14 protein-coding genes are annotated in these 18,962 nt (G+C 59.9%); 8 read left to right on the top strand and 6 right to left on the bottom strand.

Features of this window, described 5'->3' with window-relative positions:
• The first annotated feature begins 179 nt into the window (after nucleotides 1-179).
• Entirely contained in the window at nucleotides 180-581 is a 402-nt protein-coding gene (locus tag GBC55_RS27825; RefSeq protein WP_162440782.1) for a DUF4440 domain-containing protein, read from the top strand.
• 128 nt (nucleotides 582-709) lie between these two features.
• Here GBC55_RS27825 and GBC55_RS27820 read toward each other — a convergent pair whose 3' ends face one another.
• Complete coding sequence (locus tag GBC55_RS27820; protein ID WP_162440781.1) at nucleotides 710-2,293, bottom strand: peptide chain release factor 3; 1,584 nt, start codon at nucleotides 2,291-2,293, stop codon at nucleotides 710-712.
• 365 nt (nucleotides 2,294-2,658) lie between these two features.
• Between GBC55_RS27820 and GBC55_RS27815 the strand changes: the two genes are divergently transcribed.
• From GBC55_RS27815 to GBC55_RS27795, 5 genes are all read left to right on the top strand, one after another.
• A complete protein-coding gene (locus GBC55_RS27815; RefSeq protein ID WP_162440780.1) occupies nucleotides 2,659-3,375 on the top strand; it encodes an ABC transporter permease in 717 nt (238 codons plus the stop codon).
• A gap of 20 nt (nucleotides 3,376-3,395) precedes the next feature.
• The gene (locus tag GBC55_RS27810; protein ID WP_162440779.1) at nucleotides 3,396-4,304 is read left to right on the top strand and encodes a glycine betaine ABC transporter substrate-binding protein; all 909 of its coding nucleotides are present in this window, start codon (nucleotides 3,396-3,398) and stop codon (nucleotides 4,302-4,304) included.
• 12 nt (nucleotides 4,305-4,316) lie between these two features.
• Nucleotides 4,317-4,970 (top strand): ABC transporter permease, encoded by a 654-nt coding sequence (locus GBC55_RS27805; RefSeq protein WP_162440778.1) that lies wholly within the window; start codon nucleotides 4,317-4,319, stop codon nucleotides 4,968-4,970.
• Nucleotides 4,967-6,124, top strand: a complete 1,158-nt coding sequence (locus tag GBC55_RS27800) for an ABC transporter ATP-binding protein (protein WP_162440777.1) — start codon at nucleotides 4,967-4,969, stop codon at nucleotides 6,122-6,124. Before GBC55_RS27805 ends, GBC55_RS27800 begins: the two co-directional genes overlap by 4 nt.
• Before the next feature lie 759 nt (nucleotides 6,125-6,883).
• Nucleotides 6,884-8,047, top strand: a complete 1,164-nt coding sequence (locus GBC55_RS27795; protein WP_162440776.1) for a type III PLP-dependent enzyme — start codon at nucleotides 6,884-6,886, stop codon at nucleotides 8,045-8,047.
• A gap of 120 nt (nucleotides 8,048-8,167) precedes the next feature.
• Here the strand turns inward: GBC55_RS27795 and GBC55_RS27790 are convergent, their stop codons facing one another.
• Nucleotides 8,168-8,881, bottom strand: coding sequence for a tetratricopeptide repeat protein (locus GBC55_RS27790; RefSeq protein ID WP_162440783.1), 714 nt, complete (start codon nucleotides 8,879-8,881; stop codon nucleotides 8,168-8,170).
• A 57-nt stretch (nucleotides 8,882-8,938) separates the two neighbouring features.
• Nucleotides 8,939-9,619, bottom strand: a complete 681-nt coding sequence (locus GBC55_RS27785) for a Fe2+-dependent dioxygenase (RefSeq protein ID WP_162440775.1) — start codon at nucleotides 9,617-9,619, stop codon at nucleotides 8,939-8,941.
• A 206-nt stretch (nucleotides 9,620-9,825) separates the two neighbouring features.
• Between GBC55_RS27785 and GBC55_RS27780 the strand changes: the two genes are divergently transcribed.
• Nucleotides 9,826-12,150, top strand: coding sequence for a TonB-dependent siderophore receptor (locus GBC55_RS27780; protein WP_162440774.1), 2,325 nt, complete (start codon nucleotides 9,826-9,828; stop codon nucleotides 12,148-12,150).
• Nucleotides 12,151-12,425: 275 nt separating this feature from the next.
• Nucleotides 12,426-14,954: a sulfite reductase flavoprotein subunit alpha gene (locus GBC55_RS27775; protein ID WP_162440773.1), complete on the top strand. Its 2,529-nt coding sequence runs from the start codon at nucleotides 12,426-12,428 to the stop codon at nucleotides 14,952-14,954.
• 240 nt (nucleotides 14,955-15,194) lie between these two features.
• On the opposite strand, the gene GBC55_RS27770 is transcribed toward GBC55_RS27775, so the two are convergent.
• From GBC55_RS27770 to ptsP, 3 genes are all read right to left on the bottom strand, one after another.
• Nucleotides 15,195-16,934 (bottom strand): PTS fructose-like transporter subunit IIB, encoded by a 1,740-nt coding sequence (locus GBC55_RS27770; RefSeq protein ID WP_162440772.1) that lies wholly within the window; start codon nucleotides 16,932-16,934, stop codon nucleotides 15,195-15,197.
• An 11-nt stretch (nucleotides 16,935-16,945) separates the two neighbouring features.
• On the bottom strand, nucleotides 16,946-17,887 hold the full coding sequence (pfkB, locus tag GBC55_RS27765; RefSeq protein WP_162440771.1) for a 1-phosphofructokinase: 942 nt from the start codon (nucleotides 17,885-17,887) through the stop codon (nucleotides 16,946-16,948).
• Nucleotides 17,887-18,962 (bottom strand): phosphoenolpyruvate--protein phosphotransferase (gene ptsP / locus GBC55_RS27760; RefSeq protein WP_247267030.1); only part of this gene is annotated, 1,076 nt, incomplete at its 5' end. The genes ptsP and pfkB, both read right to left, overlap by 1 nt.

The following is an 18,962-nucleotide window of genomic DNA, read 5'->3' as shown; positions in this document are numbered from 1 at the left end:
AGTAATGCATCTCCACAACCAAGCGAATGGCCTCTGCTTTTTGCTCTGACGTGACAACCCGATAACCCATGATGCTTCCTTAGATCGACGCTCCTACATCATGGTCTAAAAAAATTCGACCGCAACAGCTTTGCTCCTACAAAAAGTCGGGGCTGGTGTCTGAGAGGAGTGTCGGAACAATGGATCTAGTGCAAACCCTGCTCGAGCTGGAGCAATGCCTGATGTCGCAGGCTACTCGAAGCAATGCCGAGGTTATTTCGGGCCTGATCGCCGACGACTTCACGGAATTCGGCGCCAGCGGCGGCGTCTGGCACAAAGCTGACATCGTCGAGCACCTTCCTGATCAGCCCTTTACCCCGCGCACCATCAGCGAGTTCACAGTCAAGCAGCTGTCACCAAACACGGCATTGGTGACCTATCACTGCCACACCGGCTCCATCACTCCCGTCACAAGCCTGCGCAGTTCGATCTGGCGCCTGCAGGGTGATCGATGGCAGATGGTTTTTCATCAGGGAACATTGATTCCCCGTTACGACTGTCAACATAAAACGTGTAGGAGCGAGCCTGCTCGCGATGACTGAGTGTCAGTCAACATGAATGCTGAATGATCCGTTGCCATCGCGAGCAGGCTCGCTCCTACAGGGATTGTGTTCAGCCACAAAAAACCCCGCGGCTTTCGAAACGGGGTTTTGGTGTTTCGGATCAGCGTTTAATGATGCTCACGCGTCGCGCGGAATTTCACGTCCGGCCAGCGCTCTTCCATCAGCGCCAGGTTGACCCGAGTCGGGGCCAGGTAGGTCAGGTGACCGCCGCCGTCGATGGCGAGGTTTTCCACGGCCTTGATGCTGAACTCTTCGAGCTTCTTCTTATCGCTGCAATCGATCCAGCGCGCGGAGTACACGGTGATCGGCTCGTAGGAGCATTCGACCTTGTATTCCTCTTTGAGGCGGCTGGCGACTACATCGAACTGCAGCACGCCGACGGCGCCGAGGATGATGTCGTTGCTGCGCTCGGGGAAGAACACCTGGGTGGCGCCCTCTTCCGCCAGTTGCTGCAAGCCCTGGCGCAGTTGCTTGGATTTCAGCGGGTCGCGCAGGCGTACGCGGCGGAACAGTTCCGGGGCGAAGTGCGGGATACCGGTGAAGCCCAGGACTTCGCCTTCGGTGAAGGTGTCGCCGATCTGGATGGTGCCGTGGTTGTGCAGGCCGATGATGTCGCCCGCGAAGGCTTCTTCAAGCTGCTCACGTTCGGAGGAGAAGAACGTCAGGGCATCGCCGATTCGCACGTCTTTGCCGGTGCGCACATGGCGCATCTTCATGCCTTTCTCGTACTTACCGGAGCAGATACGCATGAAGGCAATACGGTCGCGGTGTTTCGGGTCCATGTTCGCCTGGATCTTGAACACGAAGCCGGCGAATTTCTCTTCGATCGGCTCTACGGTGCGTTCGTTGGCGACACGGGCAAGCGGTTTCGGCGCCCAGTTGACCACCGCGTCGAGCACGTGATCGACACCAAAGTTACCCAGTGCGGTTCCGAAGAACACCGGCGTCAGCTGACCGTCGAGGAATTCCTGCTGATTGAATTCATGGCAGGCGCCTTGCACCAGCTCCAGCTGATCGACGAAGCGATCGTACTCGTCGCCCAAGTGCGCGCGGGCTTCATCGGAGTCGAGCTTCTCGATGATTTTCACCTCGGTGCGCTCATGGCCGTGGCCGGCGGTGTACACGATGATGTAGTCGTCGGCGAGGTGATAAACGCCTTTGAAGTCGCGGTAGCAACCGATCGGCCAGGTGATTGGCGCGGCCTTGATCTTCAGGACGGCTTCGATTTCGTCGAGCAGTTCGATCGGGTCGCGGATGTCACGGTCGAGTTTGTTGATGAAGCTGACAATGGGCGTGTCACGCAGACGGCAGACGTCCATCAGCGCGATGGTCCGTGGCTCTACGCCCTTACCGCCGTCGAGAACCATCAATGCCGAGTCGACCGCCGTCAGGGTGCGGTAGGTATCTTCGGAGAAGTCTTCGTGGCCCGGGGTGTCGAGCAGGTTGATCATGTGATCGCGATACGGAAACTGCATGACCGACGTGGTAATGGAGATACCCCGCTGCTTTTCCATTTCCATCCAGTCGGAGGTGGCATGGCGGTCGGATTTACGCGACTTCACCGTGCCCGCAATCGCAATCGCCTTGCCCATCAGCAAGAGCTTCTCGGTGATGGTGGTCTTACCCGCATCGGGGTGGGAAATAATGGCGAAAGTGCGGCGTTTCGCGACTTCGGCGGCCTGTTTGGTCATGGGAAATCGCCTGGCGGTGATTCAAAAAAGGGCGGCGAGTATAGCGCAAACCGACCTCGACAGACCACCGTTCACCCAGTCGCCCACGGCGATTAACGGGACCGTTGGGCCATCAAGGGTGGCTAATTGCTGCTAAATATGGAACCTTTTAAAAGGTGCAGACGTCCACTCCCCTGTTACTGCACTCGTACCAGGGGCTGATAAATCAGCAAGTTAGCCTGACGAGGCTGCGCTTATGGCCCGATTCATGTCCCTTTGCGGACATAGAACGAGCTGCTTCTCGCGAACGCCAAACACCCGGCAGCCAGGAATGGCATTGCCACACGGGACTGCGTTCGCCGACAAAGAAAAAAAGGAGTCCGCCTGTGGCTATTCGCTATGGCAAAGGGCTGATAGGAGGAGCGGTTGTCGTCGCCCTTCTGGCCCTGCTGGTCCACTGGATTGGCATCAACACGATCGAACATTACCGCGACGATTTGTTGTTTTACCTGCAAGCTCATTTGATTCTTGTGATTGTCTCCATGCTGGCCGCCCTTGTCGTGGGCATACCCGCCGGTATCTTCCTCAGCCGCCCGACCATGGTTGGACGCGCCGAACGCTTCATGCAGATCTTCAACATCGGCAACACCGTGCCGCCTCTCGCCGTACTGGCCATCGCCCTGGGTATCCTCGGCATCGGCAGCGGCCCTGCGATCTTCGCCCTGTTCCTCGCCTCGCTCTTGCCGATTGTGCGCAATACCTACGAAGGGCTGAAAAACGTCCAGGGTTCACTCAAGGAAGCGGCCGTCGGCATCGGCATGACACCGGCTCAGGTGCTGTGGCGGGTTGAACTGCCGAACGCGGTGCCGATCATCATTGGTGGTGTGCGTGTCGCCCTGGCGATCAACGTGGGTACTGCGCCTCTGGCGTTCCTGATCGGCGCCAATAGTCTGGGCAGTCTGATTTTCCCTGGCATCGCCCTGAACAATCAGCCGCAACTAATGCTCGGCGCGGCCTGCACCGCCCTGCTGGCCTTGCTGCTCGACGGCCTGGTGATACTGGCCAGTCGTCTCTGGCTCGAACGCGGCCTACGCCCGTCTTAAGCCTCGGCAAAGGAATAATCATGAAGACCTACTTTTCAAAGAAGTTCGGCTTGTTACTGGGCTGTGTCCTGCTGTTTGCAGGAGTTGCCCAAGCCGCAGAAAAACCCGTAATCCGTATCGGCGCCCGGGTGTTCACCGAGCAAACCCTGCTTGCGGAGATCACGTCCCAGTACTTGCGCACCAAGGGTTATGACACCCAGGTGACTGGTGGTCTGGGCAGTAACCTCGCCCGCAGCGCTCAGGAAAGCGGCCAACTGGACCTGATATGGGAATACACCGGCGTGTCGCTGGTGGCTTACAACCACATCACCGACAAACTCGACAGCGCTCAGTCCTACGCCAAGGTGAAAGAACTTGACGCGAAAAAAGGCCTGGTCTGGCTGACGCCGTCGAGGTTCAGCAACACATACGCCCTGGCCCTGCCGGAAAAAACCGCGAAGGCTTATCCGCAGATCAACACCATCAGCGAGCTGAACACGGTGATGCAGGCTGAGGCGAAGACCAACCACCTCGTTGCCCTGGACACCGAGTTCGCCAACCGTTCCGACGGCATGGCCGGCATGGTCGACCTCTACGGCATGAACCTCACCCGTAAAAACACCCGCCAGATGGACGCCGGGCTGGTCTACACCGCCTTGCGTAATGGTCAAGTGTTTGCCGGCCTGGTCTACACCACAGACGGTCGTTTGAACGCCTTCAAGCTCAAACTGCTGGAAGACGACAAGCACTACTTCCCGGACTACACCGCGGCCCCCGTGGTGCGTCAGGAGTACTTGAGCGCCCATCCGAAACTGGCGGAAGAAATCAAACCGCTGGCTGAGCTGTTCGATGACGCCACCATGCGTACGCTGAATGCGCGGGTCGATGTCGGCCACGAAAGCCCTTCATCCGTTGCCGCAGATTTCCTGCGCCAGCACCCACTCAACTGAGGAGGAAAAGACATGGAATTTTTGAACGCCTTTTCCCATCTCGACTGGGCGCAGGTCGCGCACCTGACCTGGCAGCACATCACCCTGGTCGGCATTGCGGTGACCTTGGCGATCCTCGTCGGCGTGCCGCTGGGCATCCTGATGACCCGGTTCCCGAGCCTCGCCGGTCCGTTGCAAGCCAGCGCCACGGTGCTGCTGACAGTGCCGTCGATTGCCCTGTTCGGCCTGCTGCTGCCGTTCTACTCGAAATTCGGCCAGGGCCTGGGCCCGATGCCAGCGATCACCGCCGTGTTCCTGTACTCGCTGCTGCCGATCATGCGTAACACCTACCTGGCGCTGACCGGCGTTGAGCCGGGCATCCGCGAAGCCGCCCGCGGCATCGGCATGACCTTCGGCCAGCGCCTGCGCATGGTCGAACTGCCGATCGCCGTGCCAGTCATCCTCGCTGGTGTGCGCACCGCCGTGGTCATGAACATTGGTGTCATGACCATCGCCGCGACCATCGGTGCCGGTGGCCTTGGTGTACTTATTCTCGCTTCAATCAGCCGCAGCGATATGTCGATGCTGATCGTCGGCGCCGTGCTGGTCAGTCTCCTGGCCATCTTCGCCGACCTGCTTCTGCAATGGCTGCAACGCACGCTGACTCCAAAAGGACTCCTGAAATGATCGAACTTCAAAACCTCAGCAAGACCTTCCAAAGCAACGGCAAAGACGTAAAAGCCGTGGACTCGGTAAGCCTGACCGTCAATGAAGGCGAGATCTGTGTGTTCCTCGGGCCATCGGGCTGCGGCAAAAGCACCACGCTGAAAATGATCAACCGCCTGATCAAGCCGACCTCCGGCAAGATCCTGATCAATGGCGAAGACACCACCGACCTCGACGCCGTCACCCTGCGTCGCAACATTGGTTATGTGATCCAGCAGATCGGTCTGTTCCCGAACATGACCATCGAGGAAAACATCACCATCGTTCCGCGCCTGCTGGGCTGGGACAAACAGAAATGCCACGACCGCGCCCGCGAGTTGATGAGCATGATCAAGCTCGAGCCCAAGCAGTATCTGAATCGCTATCCGCGTGAACTGTCCGGTGGCCAGCAGCAGCGGATCGGCGTGATTCGCGCCCTGGCAGCGGATGCACCACTGCTGTTGATGGACGAACCGTTCGGCGCGGTCGACCCGATCAACCGCGAGATGATCCAGAACGAATTCTTCGAGATGCAACGTGCACTGAACAAGACCGTGATCATGGTCAGCCACGACATCGACGAGGCGATCAAGCTGGGTGACAAGATTGCGATTTTCCGTGCCGGCAAACTGTTGCAGATCGATCATCCGGACACGTTGCTGGCGCACCCGGCAGATGAATTTGTCAGTAATTTCGTCGGCCAGGACAGCACGCTTAAGCGTCTGTTGCTGGTAAAAGCCGAAGACGCCGCGGACAACGCCCCGTCCGTGAGCCCGGAAACGCCAGTGGCGGATGCGCTGGAGCTGATGGACGAGCATGACCGTCGTTATGTCGTCGTCACCGACGGTGAGAACAAGGCGCTCGGGTACGTACGACGTCGCGATCTGCACCGTCAGACCGGTACGTGCGCGCAGTACCTGCGCGAGTTCAACGCCACGGCGGCGTACGACGAACATCTGCGCATCCTGCTGTCGCGCATGTACGAGTTCAATCGCTCGTGGCTGCCGGTGATGGATGCCGATCGGGTGTTCTTGGGTGAAGTGACCCAGGAATCGATTGCCGAGTATCTGAGCTCCGGCAAGTCCCGTGGTGGCAAAACCAGTATTGTTTCGCCAGCTGAGACTGCGCTGGCCTGACGACCCTGTGGCGAGGGGATTTATCCCCGTTGGGCTGCGGAGCAGCCCTGAAACCGGCACCCACGGTGTACCTGATATACCGCACGCTAAGGTTTTACGACTGCTTCGCAGCCGGACGGGGATAAATCCCCTCGCCACAACAGCACCACCAATCCCTTCGAAAATCCCCATTCGGGGAACATCACACTGTCATGCAGGTCGGTTACATCAGTAGCTGTCAGGGACCGCACGACGGAAGCGTGCAAAAACGCGACATTTTTTGTTGATCTCAAGCCCCTCACGCCCTAAAGTTCGCGCCGAACGTCCATGCTGGAAACGATCCATCCGGCTCAAGTACTGACGACGAGACAGCAAGGCCAAGGGAAGCTGCACCTCCCGTGGCCTTTTTGCTTTCGGCGACATGCCTTGGGAAGTAGGCGAACCAAAGTGGGGATACGGAGGACGTTCAGGAGGGTGTGTCATCAATGAAATCACGAGTGCGCCGGAGCCTGCTTTTGTGCAGGGCAAGGCGCGAGGCCCGCGGTTTGGTTGTTCCAAATAAGGGACGAGCAACGCAGCCCTGCGCAAAAGCAGGCCCGGCCCTTCGGGTTGTGCCTGAGCGCGCGCCATGCTGCGTTGCAGGCCTTGCGAAGGGAATGACCATGAGCAGCGGCCTACGCCTTGCCTGGCCCGCGCTCAGGCGCAACGCACTCGCGATTTCATTGATGACACACCCTCGCACCCATTGTTAATTTCAGTTTGCCAGTAGGAGTTCCCAGCATGTCGATCAACGTCGAAGACTATTACGCGCGCGATACCTTCAACAAATTGAAGGCGTTCGCCGACACGCAAGAAACCCCGTTCGTGGTGATCGACACCGCGATGATCAGCCAGGCCTATGACGACCTGCGCGCCGGTTTCGAATTCGCCAAAGTCTATTACGCGGTCAAGGCCAACCCGGCCGTCGAAATCATCGACCTGCTCAAAGAGAAAGGCTCGAGCTTCGACATCGCGTCGATCTATGAGCTGGACAAAGTGATGGACCGTGGCGTCAGCCCCGACCGTATCAGCTACGGCAACACCATCAAGAAATCCAAAGACATCCGCTACTTCTATGACAAGGGCGTGCGCCTGTTCTCCACCGACTCTGAAGCCGACCTGCGCAACATCGCCAAGGCCGCACCGGGTTCGAAAGTCTACGTGCGCATCCTCACCGAAGGCTCGACCACGGCTGACTGGCCTTTGTCGCGCAAATTCGGCTGCCAGACCGACATGGCCATGGACCTGCTGATTCTCGCCCGCGACCTGGGCCTGGTGCCTTACGGCATCTCGTTCCACGTCGGCTCGCAACAGCGCGACATCAGCGTGTGGGACGCGGCGATCGCCAAGGTCAAAGTGATCTTCGAGCGACTGAAAGAAGAAGACGGTATCCACCTGAAGCTGATCAACATGGGCGGTGGCTTCCCGGCCAACTACATCACCCGCACCAACAGCCTGGAAACCTACGCCGAAGAAATCATCCGCTTCCTCAAGGAAGATTTCGGTGACGAACTGCCGGAAATCATTCTGGAGCCAGGCCGTTCGTTGATTGCCAACGCCGGTATTCTGGTCAGCGAAGTGGTGCTGGTTGCGCGCAAATCCCGTACCGCCGTCGAGCGCTGGGTGTACACGGATGTGGGCAAGTTCTCAGGCCTGATCGAAACCATGGACGAAGCCATCAAGTTCCCGATCTGGACCGAGAAGAAAGGCGAGATGGAAGAAGTGGTCATCGCCGGCCCGACCTGTGACAGCGCCGACATCATGTACGAGAACTACAAGTACGGCCTGCCGCTGAACCTGGCCATTGGCGACCGCCTGTATTGGCTCTCGACCGGTGCCTATACCACCAGCTACAGCGCTGTTGAATTCAACGGCTTCCCGCCACTGAAATCGTTCTACGTGTAAACGTCGGCGCAGTCATCAAAAAGCCCATGACATGTCATGGGCTTTTTTGTGTCTGCCATTCGCTCCGATGATCGTTCCCACGCTCTAAAACAAGATCAGCCTCGTTGCACTCGACAGCTCCTACAGTGGGGAGAGGTTGTGCTCCAATTCGGCGGTGCGTAGGGCATAGTCCTCGGCCATTGCGCGGATGTGTGGATCGGTTGCGTTCATCAGCTCTTTACTCGCCACCCGCAGGAAATTCAGATTCCCGCCAGCCAGTGCCTGACGCAACCAGTCCAGCGCTTGCTCGATATTCCCCTCGCCCGCCAGCACGGCGGCATAACTGAACTGCCCGCGAAAATCCCCGCCGACGGCCGAGCGCCGATACCAGCTGCGCGCCGCCTGCGGATCTGCGGAACAAAACTGTCCTTCTTCCAGATAACGCCCGAGCAAATTCATCGATTTCGCATGACCGAGTTCGGCGGCGTGGCGGTAGAACCCCAAGGCTTGCACTTGATCCTCGACCACCCCGCGACCGGTCGCCAGGAGGTTGGCCAGGTTATACATCGCCCAATCCAGGCCCGCTTCAGCGGCGATTCGATAATGCCGCGCCGCTAATGATGCGTCGGCGTTGCACCCCCAGCCGTGCTCATGACAACGACCGAGCATGTTGCGCGCCATCAGATGCCCACGTTGTGCGGCGATCTCGAACCAGCGCACGGCCAGCGGCGGGTCCTGCTCGATTCCCTGCCCGTCCAGGAGGATCTGACCAAGCAGCGCCTGAGCATCGACGATGTCTTCGCGGGCAGCGCTCAGAATCGCCTGAGCGGCGCGCGCCGGGCTTTCGTCGAGCATGGATTTGAGGCCGTCACCGTCGAGTACTTCTTCGCGGCGTAAACGGAAGTCCGCCACTTACACCTCGACCCAGCGACGCAACAGATTGTGATAAGTGCCGGTCAGGCGAATAAGCGACGGGTGGTCGGGCATGTCCTGGGTCAGCTGCTGGATCGCACCGTCCATTTCGAACAGCAAGGCGCGCTGGCTGTCCTCACGCACCAGGCTTTGGGTCCAGAAGAATGAGGCGAAGCGTGTTCCGCGAGTGACGGCATTGACCTTGTGCAGGCTGGTGCCGGGGTACAGGACCATGTCGCCAGCGGGCAACTTCACTCGCTGGGTGCCGAAGGTGTCCTGGATCTCCAGCTCTCCGCCGTCATAGTCCTCAGGCTCGCTGAAAAACAGCGTCGCCGACAGATCGGTACGCACCCGCTCAATGCTGTTTTTAGGCTGGCGCACGGCGTTGTCGATATGAAAATCGAAACTGCCACCCGCCGTGTAACAGTTCAGCAACGGCGGAAAGACCTTGTGCGGTAACGCGGCGGACATGAACAGCGGATTTTTCCACAACCGCTCCAGCATCGCCGCGCCGACTTCCTTGGCCAGCGGATGACCTTCGGGCAGCTGCAGATTGTGCTTGGCCTTCGCTGATTGAAAACCCGCCGTGATTTTGCCATCCGCCCAATCAGCTTGCTCCAGGGCCTCTCTGATGCGCTGCACTTCTTCTTTCGCGAACAAGCCGGGAATGTGCAGCAGCATGGGAAGACACCTGAAGACAAAGGGGCGGCAATGGTATTGATTCTTATTGCCTGTGTAAAACCCCCCAGACGAATGAAACACCAAAAACCGTAAGGGTAAATTGTAAAGAATGTAAATTCTTCGCGAATAGTAACGTTTCGCAATTGATACAAATACGCGTCTACCCTATATTCCGCGACCTCAAATCCTTGGGGAGGGGAATTCCGATGTCACGCCAACAACCACAATTACCTGTCAGTTCACCGCGTTTGCTCGCGTCTGCAATTGGCGTGGCAATCACCGCCGGCTCGGCTGGCCAAATGGTTTTCGCTGCTGAGAAGACCGACGCCAAAGCACCGGGCAACGCAATTTCCCTGGATGCTACCGCCATCACTGGCGAAGCGCAGGACGCTACCAGCTACAACGTCGAGAAAGCCTCCTCGCCCAAGTACACCGCGCCGCTGGTCGACACGCCGCGCTCGATTACCGTGATTCCGCAACAAGTCCTCAAGGACACTGGCGCCCTCAATATGCAGGATGCGCTGCGCACCGTTCCGGGCATCACCTTTGGTGCCGGTGAAGGGGGCAACCCACAGGGTGACCGCCCATTCATTCGCGGTTTCGATGCTCAGGGCGATACGTACCTGGACGGCGTGCGCGACACCGGTTCGCAAAGCCGCGAGATCTTCGCGGTCGAATCGATCGAAGTCAGCAAAGGCCCGAACTCGGCCATTGGCGGTCGCGGCGCGGCCGGCGGCAGCATCAACCTGGTGAGCAAGAAAGCACACCTGGGCGATTCGCTCGACGGCGGATTCACCTGGGGTTCGGACCAGACCCAGCGCTACACCTTCGACGGCAACTACCAGTTCACTGACACCGCCGCTGGCCGTTTGAACCTGATGAGCCACGAAAGCAACGTCGCTGGCCGTGACAGCGTCGACTACGACCGTTGGGGCATCGCGCCATCCGTGGCCTTCGGCCTGGGCACCGACACTCGCGTCAACCTTGATTACTACCATCTGGAAAGCAACGACACCCCGGACTCGGGTATTCCGTACAGCATTCCGGTGGCCGGTTCTGCCGCGCGCACCAAGTCCAATCCGAGCACGCCGGACGACGGCGGCGACAGCAGTAACTTCTACGGTCTCGACGGCCGCGACTTCCGCAAGGGTCGTACCGACACCGCAACCATCGCCATCGAGCACGACCTGAACGATGCACTGACCGTCAAGAACACCTTGCGCCACGGCAGCAGCATGCAGGATTACATCCTGACCCAGCCGGACGACTCCAAGGGCAACGTCAACAACGGCAGCGTGTGGCGGCGGGCCAACACCCGTGTCAGCAACACCGATACAACGACCAACCAGACCGATCTGTTTGGTGACGTTTACATCGCCGGGTTCAAGAACAGCTTCGCCACCGGTATCGAGTTGAGCCGCGAGGAAAGCAAGAAATCCTCATACACCGTCAACACCGACACCACGCCGGGCACCGCTGCTGCGACCACCAACTGCACCCCGGCATTGATCGGCGCGCCAAGTGGCTATAACTGCACCTCGCTGTCCAACCCGACCCCGAGCGATCCATGGAACGGTTCGATCGCACGTAACTACGCCGGCACCGACACCACAGGTAAAACCTACGCGCTTTACGTGTTCGACACCCTGACGTTGTCCGAACAGTGGCTGGTGAACATGGGCCTGCGCTACGACCATTTCGACACCGACTACAAGACCTACAACGCCGCTGGCACCACGACGTCCAAGGGCGATGACGTAAGCGAGTTCGTCACCGGTCAGTTCGGTGTAGTCTACAAACCAGCGGAAAACGGCAGCATCTATGCGTCCTACGCAACGTCCGCGACACCTCCTGGCGCCACGCTTGGCGAAGGCCAGGACGGAAACCCGCTGGGCGGCACCCCGGATCGCAACGGCAACTTGCTGAGCAGCGACATGGAGCCGGAAACCACCAAGAACTACGAAATCGGTACCAAGTGGGATCTGCTGAACGATCGCCTGTCCCTGACCGCTGATATCTTCCGCACCGAGAAAGACAACGCCCGCGTTCAAGTCGACACCACGTCGTATGAAAACGCCGGTAAAACCCGTGTTCAAGGCGTTGAATTGTCGGCCACCGGCAAGATCACCGAGAAATGGCAAGTCTTCGCCGGTTACGCCTACATGGACAGCGAGCAAATCGACGGTGGTGACCTGCCGGCCAACAAAGCCAACGATGGCAACGAACTGCCTAACACGCCGAAAAACAGCGCCAGCCTGTGGACGACCTATCAGGTCACGCCGAAGCTGACCATCGGTGGCGGCGCGTTCTACGTCGACGACGTATTCGGCAGCGTGGCCAACACCACGATGGTTGATGACTACGTGCGTTACGACGCCATGGTCGCCTACAAACTGACCAAAAACGTCGACCTGCAGCTGAACGTGCAAAACCTGACCGACGAAACCTACTACGACAAAGCGTTCTCGACCCACTTCGCCAACCAGGCGGCGGGCCGTACAGCGTTGCTGAGCACCAACTTCCACTTCTGATCATCAGTCGGTGGTCGAATGCATAACTGTGGCGAGGGAGCTTGCTCCCGCGGGGGTGGCGGAGCCGCCCCAATACCAGACAGTGCGGTCTATCAGTTAAACCGCATGACTGCTTAGCGGGAGCAAGCTCCCTCGCCACAAAAGCACTATTGATTTTCAAACGCCCCGTTCATCCAGATGAACGGGGCTTTTGTGCGTAATAAAGAAGGCTTCTCGATAACCCACGGCATAATGCACGCCGTGATTTTCATTTTCGAACGAACAAGGCGAGCGACGTGTTGAAGAAAACCCTGTTCCAGTTGCACTGGTTTTTCGGCATCAGCGCCGGGCTGGTCCTGGCCCTGATGGGCATTACCGGGGCGACGGTATCGTTTCAGGATGAAATCCTGAGCGCACTGAATCCGTCGGTGCTGCAGGTCGAAAAGCAGGTGGCCGGCGTGTTGCCGCCCGCCGAACTGGTGGAGCACATCGAAGCCGCTTCCGGAAAAAAGGTCTCGATGCTCACCGTCGAGACGGACAGCGGTGCGGCGGCGAAGGTGTGGTTCACGCCGAAACCGGGTGAGCGTCGCGGCGAGATGCGCTACTTCAATCCGTACAACGCCGAGTTCATGGGCGATGCCTCCGGCCAGGACTTCTTTGGCCTGATGCTGCGACTGCACCGCTTCCTCGCCATGGGCGATACCGGCCGGCAGATCACCGGTGCCTGCACGCTGATTCTGGTGTTCTTCTGCCTGTCCGGACTTTACCTGCGCTGGCCACGGCAGTGGCGAAGCTGGCGCGCCTGGCTGACCCTCGACTGGAAGAAAAAGGGCCGCAGCTTCAACTGGGATCTGCATTCGGTTGCCGGCACCTGGTGCCTGGTGTTCTACCTTTTGGCGGCTTTGACCGGGTTGTCCTGGTCTTACGAGTGGTACAACAAGGGCCTCACCCGATTGCTCTCCGACTCGCCGCAAAACGAACGCGTCCGTGGCGGTCGTGGTCCAGCCCCAAGCGGTCCGGCGCCGACAGCGGATTACGCGGCCATGTGGAGCAGCATCTACAGCGCTGCCGGTCCGAACCTGTCCGCCTACAACATTCGTATGCCGCCGGTGGCTGGCCAACCGGCGACCGTGTTCTACCTGCTTAACACCTCGCCCCACGACCGTGCCCTGAACCAGATCACCCTCGATCCGGCGACCGGCATCGTCAAGCGCCATGATCGCTACAGCGAAAAGAGCCTTAATGCGCAATTGCTGACCAGCATTTATGCCCTGCATGTCGGCAGCTATTTCGGCATTGTCGGACGCGTGATCCTGACAATTTCCGCACTCATGATGCCGCTGTTTTTTGTCACCGGCTGGTTGCTGTACCTCGATCGTCGTCGCAAGAAAAAGCAGATCAAAAATGCGCGCCAAGGCCTGACACAACCCGGTAGCGATACGCCGGCGTGGTTGATCGGTTTCGCCAGCCAAAGCGGATTTGCCGAGCAGTTGGCCTGGCAGACCGCCGGGCAATTGCAGGCTGCCGGTCTGCCTGTGAAGGTTCAGCCGCTGGCCACTGTCAGCGAGCAGGACTTACGGGATTCGGATAATGCACTGTTCGTCGTCAGCACCTTTGGCGACGGCGAAGCGCCTGACAGTGCACGGGGTTTCGAGCGCAAAGTGCTGGGTCGCGCGTCGAGCCTGGACAGCTTGAACTACGCCGTACTGGGTTTGGGTGATCGGCAGTATCAACACTTCTGTGGATTCGCCCGACGCTTGCACGGCTGGCTGGGTGAGCACGGCGGCAAGACGCTGTTTGCGCCCGTGGAAGTCGACAGCGGCGACCCTTACGCCTTGCGTCACTGGCAGCAACAGCTCGGCGTGGTGACCGGTCAGGCGCCCGTGGACACCTGGCAAGCGCCCAGCTATGACAACTGGACGCTGACCCGCCGGGAATTGATGAATCCGGACAGCAAAGGTTCACCGGTTTACCTGTTGGGTATGACGCCCCCTGCTCCTAGCGGTTGGCTGGCCGGAGATCTGGTGGAAGTGATGCCACGTAATTGCCCGTGGGCGATCGAGCACTTCCTCGACGGCCTGGGGATCGACGGGCGTGCCACCGTGGAACTTGATGGGTTGTCGCAAACACTGGATCAGGCCCTTGCCAGCCGCCAACTGCCCGAGAACCGAACCCACCTGGTCGGCTTGCATGCCCAGGCGCTGGCGGATGCGTTGGTGCCTTTGGCCATGCGTGAATACTCCATCGCCTCGATCGCGGCCGATGGCGTGCTCGAGCTGATCGTGCGCCAGGAAGTCCATCCTGACGGCAGCCTCGGCGTCGGTTCCGGCTGGTTGACGGAGCACGCCCCTGTGGGCGGCGCTGTCAGCCTGCGGGTACGTCGCAACAGCGGTTTTCATCTGCCGGTCGAGCCGGCGCCGATGATTTTGTTGGGCAATGGCACCGGTCTGGCGGGTTTGCGCAGCCTGCTCAAGGCGCGGATTGCCGACGGCCAGCAACGGCAGTGGCTGATCTTTGGCGAGCGTAATCGCGAGCACGATTTCCTCTGCCGTGACGAGCTTCAGGAGTGGCTGATTTCGGGTGATCTTGAGCGCCTGGACCTGGCGTTCTCGCGGGATCAGGCGGAGAAGATTTATGTGCAGGATCGACTGCGCGAATCAGCGGACGAGTTGAAGAAGTGGCTGGCTGACGGTGCGGTGATTTACATCTGCGGGAGTTTGCAGGGCATGGCGTCGGGCGTGGATCACGTACTCAACGAAGTGTTGGGGATATCCGAGGTTGACCGGTTGATTGAGCAAGGCCGCTATCGCCGCGACGTTTACTGACCACGCCTGATCACCTGTGGGAGCAGAGCTTGCTCGCGATAGCTGACTTCCATCCAACTTGATTTTTGAATGTGAAGCCGCCATCGCGGGCAAGCCCGCTCCCACAGGATCGTGCAAGCTTTGATGTATCGGCTGTACCTGTGGGAGGCGGCTTGTTGGCGATGGCGGTTTAACATTCAACTTCTATGTTGGCTGCCACACCTTGATCGCCAGTTCAAGCCGACTCCTACAGGGGTCGGGTCAGGCGTTGACGGGCTCTACGGCCAGCTCTACCACTTCCGGCCGTTTGAGCAGTGCATACGTCACTGCCGTCAGCAGACTTCCCGCGACAATCGCCAACAGATACAGCAACGCGTGATTGATCGCATTCGGGATCGCCAGTACGAACAATCCACCGTGCGGCGCCATGAGTTTGCAGCCGAAGTACATCGACAGCGCGCCGGTCAACGCACCACCGGCGATGCTGGCCGGGATCACCCGTAGAGGGTCCTTGGCGGCGAATGGAATCGCGCCCTCGGAAATGAAGCACAGCCCCAACACCAAGGCCGCCTTGCCCGCTTCGCGTTCGGTCTGTGCGAACTTGCGCCGGGCAATGAACGTGGCGATGCCCAGCCCTATCGGCGGCACCATGCCCGCTGCCATGGTGGCGGCCATCGGTGCATAACTTTGCGACGCCAGCAGTCCCACCGAGAAGGCATAAGCCGCCTTGTTGATCGGCCCGCCAAGATCGACGCACATCATCCCGCCCAGGAGTACACCCAGCAGAATCGCGTTGGTGGTGCCCATGCTGTCGAGGAAATGGGTAAGGCCCTCGAGCATCCCGGCGACCGGTTTGCCGACCACGTAAATCATCACCAGACCGGTGAACAGACTCGCCAGCAATGGAATGATCAGGATCGGTTTCAGGGCTTCGAGACTTTGCGGCAAGCGCGCATAACGATTGATCGCCTGAGCTGCATAACCGGCGATGAAACCGGCAATGATCCCGCCAATAAAACCCGCGCCCAAGGTGCTGGCGAGCATCCCGCCAATCATCCCCGGCGCCAGGCCCGGGCGGTCGGCGATGGAGTAGGCAATGTAACCCGCCAGCAGCGGCACCATCAGCTTGAACGCGGTCTCGCCGCCGATCTGCATCAGGGCGGCCGCCAGGGTGCCTTCTTCCTTGAACGCGGTGATGCCGAACACGAACGACAACGCGATCATCAAACCGCCCGCCACCACCATCGGCAGCATGAACGACACGCCGGTCAACAGGTGCTTGTAGACACCGGTCTTCTCCTGTTTCGCAGGTCCCTTGGCGCCGCTCGCAGCACTTTCCTGCTGGCCTTCGGCCAAAGCTTTTTTCAGCGTCGCCTCGGCCTGCTTCAACGCGATCCCGGTGCCGCAACGGTAGATTTTCTTGCCGGCAAAACGCTCGGTGGCGACTTCAATATCGCAGGCCAACAGCACCACATCGGCGTCAGCAATGGCGGCAGCGCTCAGCGGATTGCGTGCACCAACCGAGCCCTGGGTTTCCACTTGCAGGTCATACCCCAAACGTTTAGCCGCTTGCTGCAGGGCCTCGGCGGCCATGAAGGTGTGTGCAACACCGGTCGGGCACGCGGTGATGGCGACTATTCGGGGAGCGTTTTGACTTGTGGCCACCGGCTCGACAACGGCGGCAGGGGCGACATAGACCTGCGCCTCTTCCGCTCCCTTGCGCAGCACGGCTTCAACGTCCTGCAGGGCCTGGGCCGGAGTGCTCTGGAATACACGCTTGCCTACGAATCGCGACATGTCCACGGGCGCGCTGGTCACCAGCAATATCCACTCGGCTGCCTCGATCGTGGCGGCCGACAATTGACGTTCCGGGTGCGCAGCATCATTGACTTCGACGCTGGTGCTCCAGCCTTGACGCTGCGCGGCGGCATCGAGCAAGCGCGCGCACAGCACACTGGTGACCATGCCATTCGGGCAGGCCGTAACAATGGCTAACTTCATGACAATCCCTCTTATTGTTCTGTCAGGGGGCGCACGCGCACACCCTGCTCAAGCCGCGCCAGTTGCGCGGCATCACCGATGCCGAAACCGATCTGTGTCACCGCCATGGCGGCGATTGCAGTGGCGGTTCGCAAGGTTTGCTCAGGCGTGTCGGCGCTGAGCAAACCGTGAAGCATGCCCGCCAGCAATGAATCACCCGCGCCCACCGTACTGACGACGCTGACCTTGGGCGGCGTGGCGTGCATCGCCGAGCCGACACTGAACCAGTTCACCCCGTCGGCACCGTGGGAAATCACCACGTGCTCGATGCCTTGGGCATGCAGGCGGCTCGCCACTTCAGCTTGAGCGGCCACCGACACCACCTCGCAACCGAGCACGTCGGCCAGTTCTTCGGTGTTGGGCTTGATCAGCCACGGGCCGGCCTTGAGCGCTGCGCGCAAAGCCTCGCCACTGGTGTCGAGAGCAACGTTCAGCCCCAGATTTTTCAGCCGCACGATCAACGCCTGCAACCACGCAGGACTGATGCCTTGGGGCAAGCTGCCAGCGACGACGACCGCATCATGACCGGGTGCAATCTGATCGAGTCGATCAAGCAACGCCTGCTGCGCCGCTTCGCTCACGAGCGGTCCGGGGCCGTTGATGTCGGTGATTCGCCCGTCGGCTTCCGCCAGTTTGAGGTTGCTGCGCGTTTCGCCGGGAACCCGGATAAAAGCGTCGACAAAACCGCGCTTGGCGAACAGGGCTTCAAAGGCCTGAAGATTGTCTTCACCGAGAAAACCACTGACGGTGAGCTGATGCCCGAGGTCCGCCAGTACTTGCGCCACGTTCACGCCCTTGCCTGCGGCGTGGGTGTGCATCGCGTCACTGCGGTTGACTTGACCGGGTTCCATACGCGACATCTGAACGGTGAGGTCCAACGCCGGATTAAGTGTCAGGGTCAGGATCCGGGCCATTACAGCGCCTCCACTAATGCGCGCACTTCATTCGCGCTGCCCACGATCAGGGCCTGTTGAGCGAGGGTTTGCACCTGAGTCAGGTCGAGTTCGCGAATGCGCGCCTTGACCTCGGCGATGCTGCGGCCAGAAACGCTCAGCTCATCGACGCCGAGGCCGACCAGTACAGGCACTGCCAGCGGATCGGCCGCCAACTCACCGCAAACCCCCACCCATTTGCCGTGGGCATGGGCCGCGCGCACGGTGATGTCGATCAGTTGCAGCACGGCCGGATGCAAGCCATCAGCCTGTGCCGACAAGGTGGGATGACCACGGTCGATGGCCAGGGTGTACTGGGTCAGGTCGTTGGTGCCGACGCTGAAGAAGTCGACCTCTTTGGCCAACACTGGCGCCAATAATGCCGCCGACGGCACTTCAATCATGATCCCCAGTTGCAGGTCCGCGACCGGAATTTCCAGGCGCAGGCGCTCGGTCATGTCTCGGGCCTGGCGCCATTCATCGACGCTGCCGACCATGGGAAACATGATGCGCAACGGACGGTTATCGGCAGCGCGCAACAAGGCACGCAATTGCGCCTCCATGACCTTGGGACGTTGCAGGGTCAGGCGAATGCCGCGCACACCGAGGAACGGATTTTCTTCCTTGGCAATCGGCCAATACGGCAAGGGTTTGTCGCCGCCAACGTCGAGGGTGCGTACCACCAATGGCCGCCCCGCCAACCCGTCGAGCACGCAGCGGTATTCAGCTTCCTGGGTCGCCTCGTCCGGCGCTTGCGGATGGGCCATGAAAATCAATTCGGTGCGCAGCAGGCCGATGCCTTCGGCGCCCTGCTCCACCGCGCTGGTCACGCCTGCGCTTTCACCGATGTTGGCGAACACTTCGACCGCGTGACCGTCGGTAGTGAGCGCCGGCTGATGCCGCTGCTCGGCGGCCATCTTCAGGCGTTCTTCGCGGGTGTCGCGTTCTTCCGTCGCGCGCTGCAACGTGGCGCTGTCGGCGTCGACATGCAATCGACCACGCTGGCCATCAAGCAGCAGCGGCGTGCCCGGCGCCAGTAACAACACGGCGGCGCCAG

This window comes from Pseudomonas sp. TNT3, assembly GCF_010095445.2.
Taxonomy (GTDB): domain Bacteria; phylum Pseudomonadota; class Gammaproteobacteria; order Pseudomonadales; family Pseudomonadaceae; genus Aquipseudomonas.
This window is presented reverse-complemented; position numbering and strand designations above follow the sequence as displayed.

Excerpts from the sequence above, each read along its gene's own strand:
- GBC55_RS27825 (WP_162440782.1), top strand. The coding sequence starts at position 180 with ATGGATCTAGTGCAAACCCTGCTCGAGCTGGAGCAATGCCTGATGTCG.
- GBC55_RS27820 (WP_162440781.1), bottom strand. The coding sequence starts at position 2,293 with ATGACCAAACAGGCCGCCGAAGTCGCGAAACGCCGCACTTTCGCCATT.
- GBC55_RS27810 (WP_162440779.1), top strand. The coding sequence starts at position 3,396 with ATGAAGACCTACTTTTCAAAGAAGTTCGGCTTGTTACTGGGCTGTGTC.
- GBC55_RS27805 (WP_162440778.1), top strand. The coding sequence starts at position 4,317 with ATGGAATTTTTGAACGCCTTTTCCCATCTCGACTGGGCGCAGGTCGCG.
- GBC55_RS27800 (WP_162440777.1), top strand. The coding sequence starts at position 4,967 with ATGATCGAACTTCAAAACCTCAGCAAGACCTTCCAAAGCAACGGCAAA.
- GBC55_RS27795 (WP_162440776.1), top strand. The coding sequence starts at position 6,884 with ATGTCGATCAACGTCGAAGACTATTACGCGCGCGATACCTTCAACAAA.
- GBC55_RS27790 (WP_162440783.1), bottom strand. The coding sequence starts at position 8,881 with ATGCTCGACGAAAGCCCGGCGCGCGCCGCTCAGGCGATTCTGAGCGCT.
- GBC55_RS27785 (WP_162440775.1), bottom strand. The coding sequence starts at position 9,619 with ATGCTGCTGCACATTCCCGGCTTGTTCGCGAAAGAAGAAGTGCAGCGC.
- GBC55_RS27780 (WP_162440774.1), top strand. The coding sequence starts at position 9,826 with ATGTCACGCCAACAACCACAATTACCTGTCAGTTCACCGCGTTTGCTC.
- GBC55_RS27770 (WP_162440772.1), bottom strand. The coding sequence starts at position 16,934 with ATGAAGTTAGCCATTGTTACGGCCTGCCCGAATGGCATGGTCACCAGT.
- pfkB (WP_162440771.1), bottom strand. The coding sequence starts at position 17,887 with ATGGCCCGGATCCTGACCCTGACACTTAATCCGGCGTTGGACCTCACC.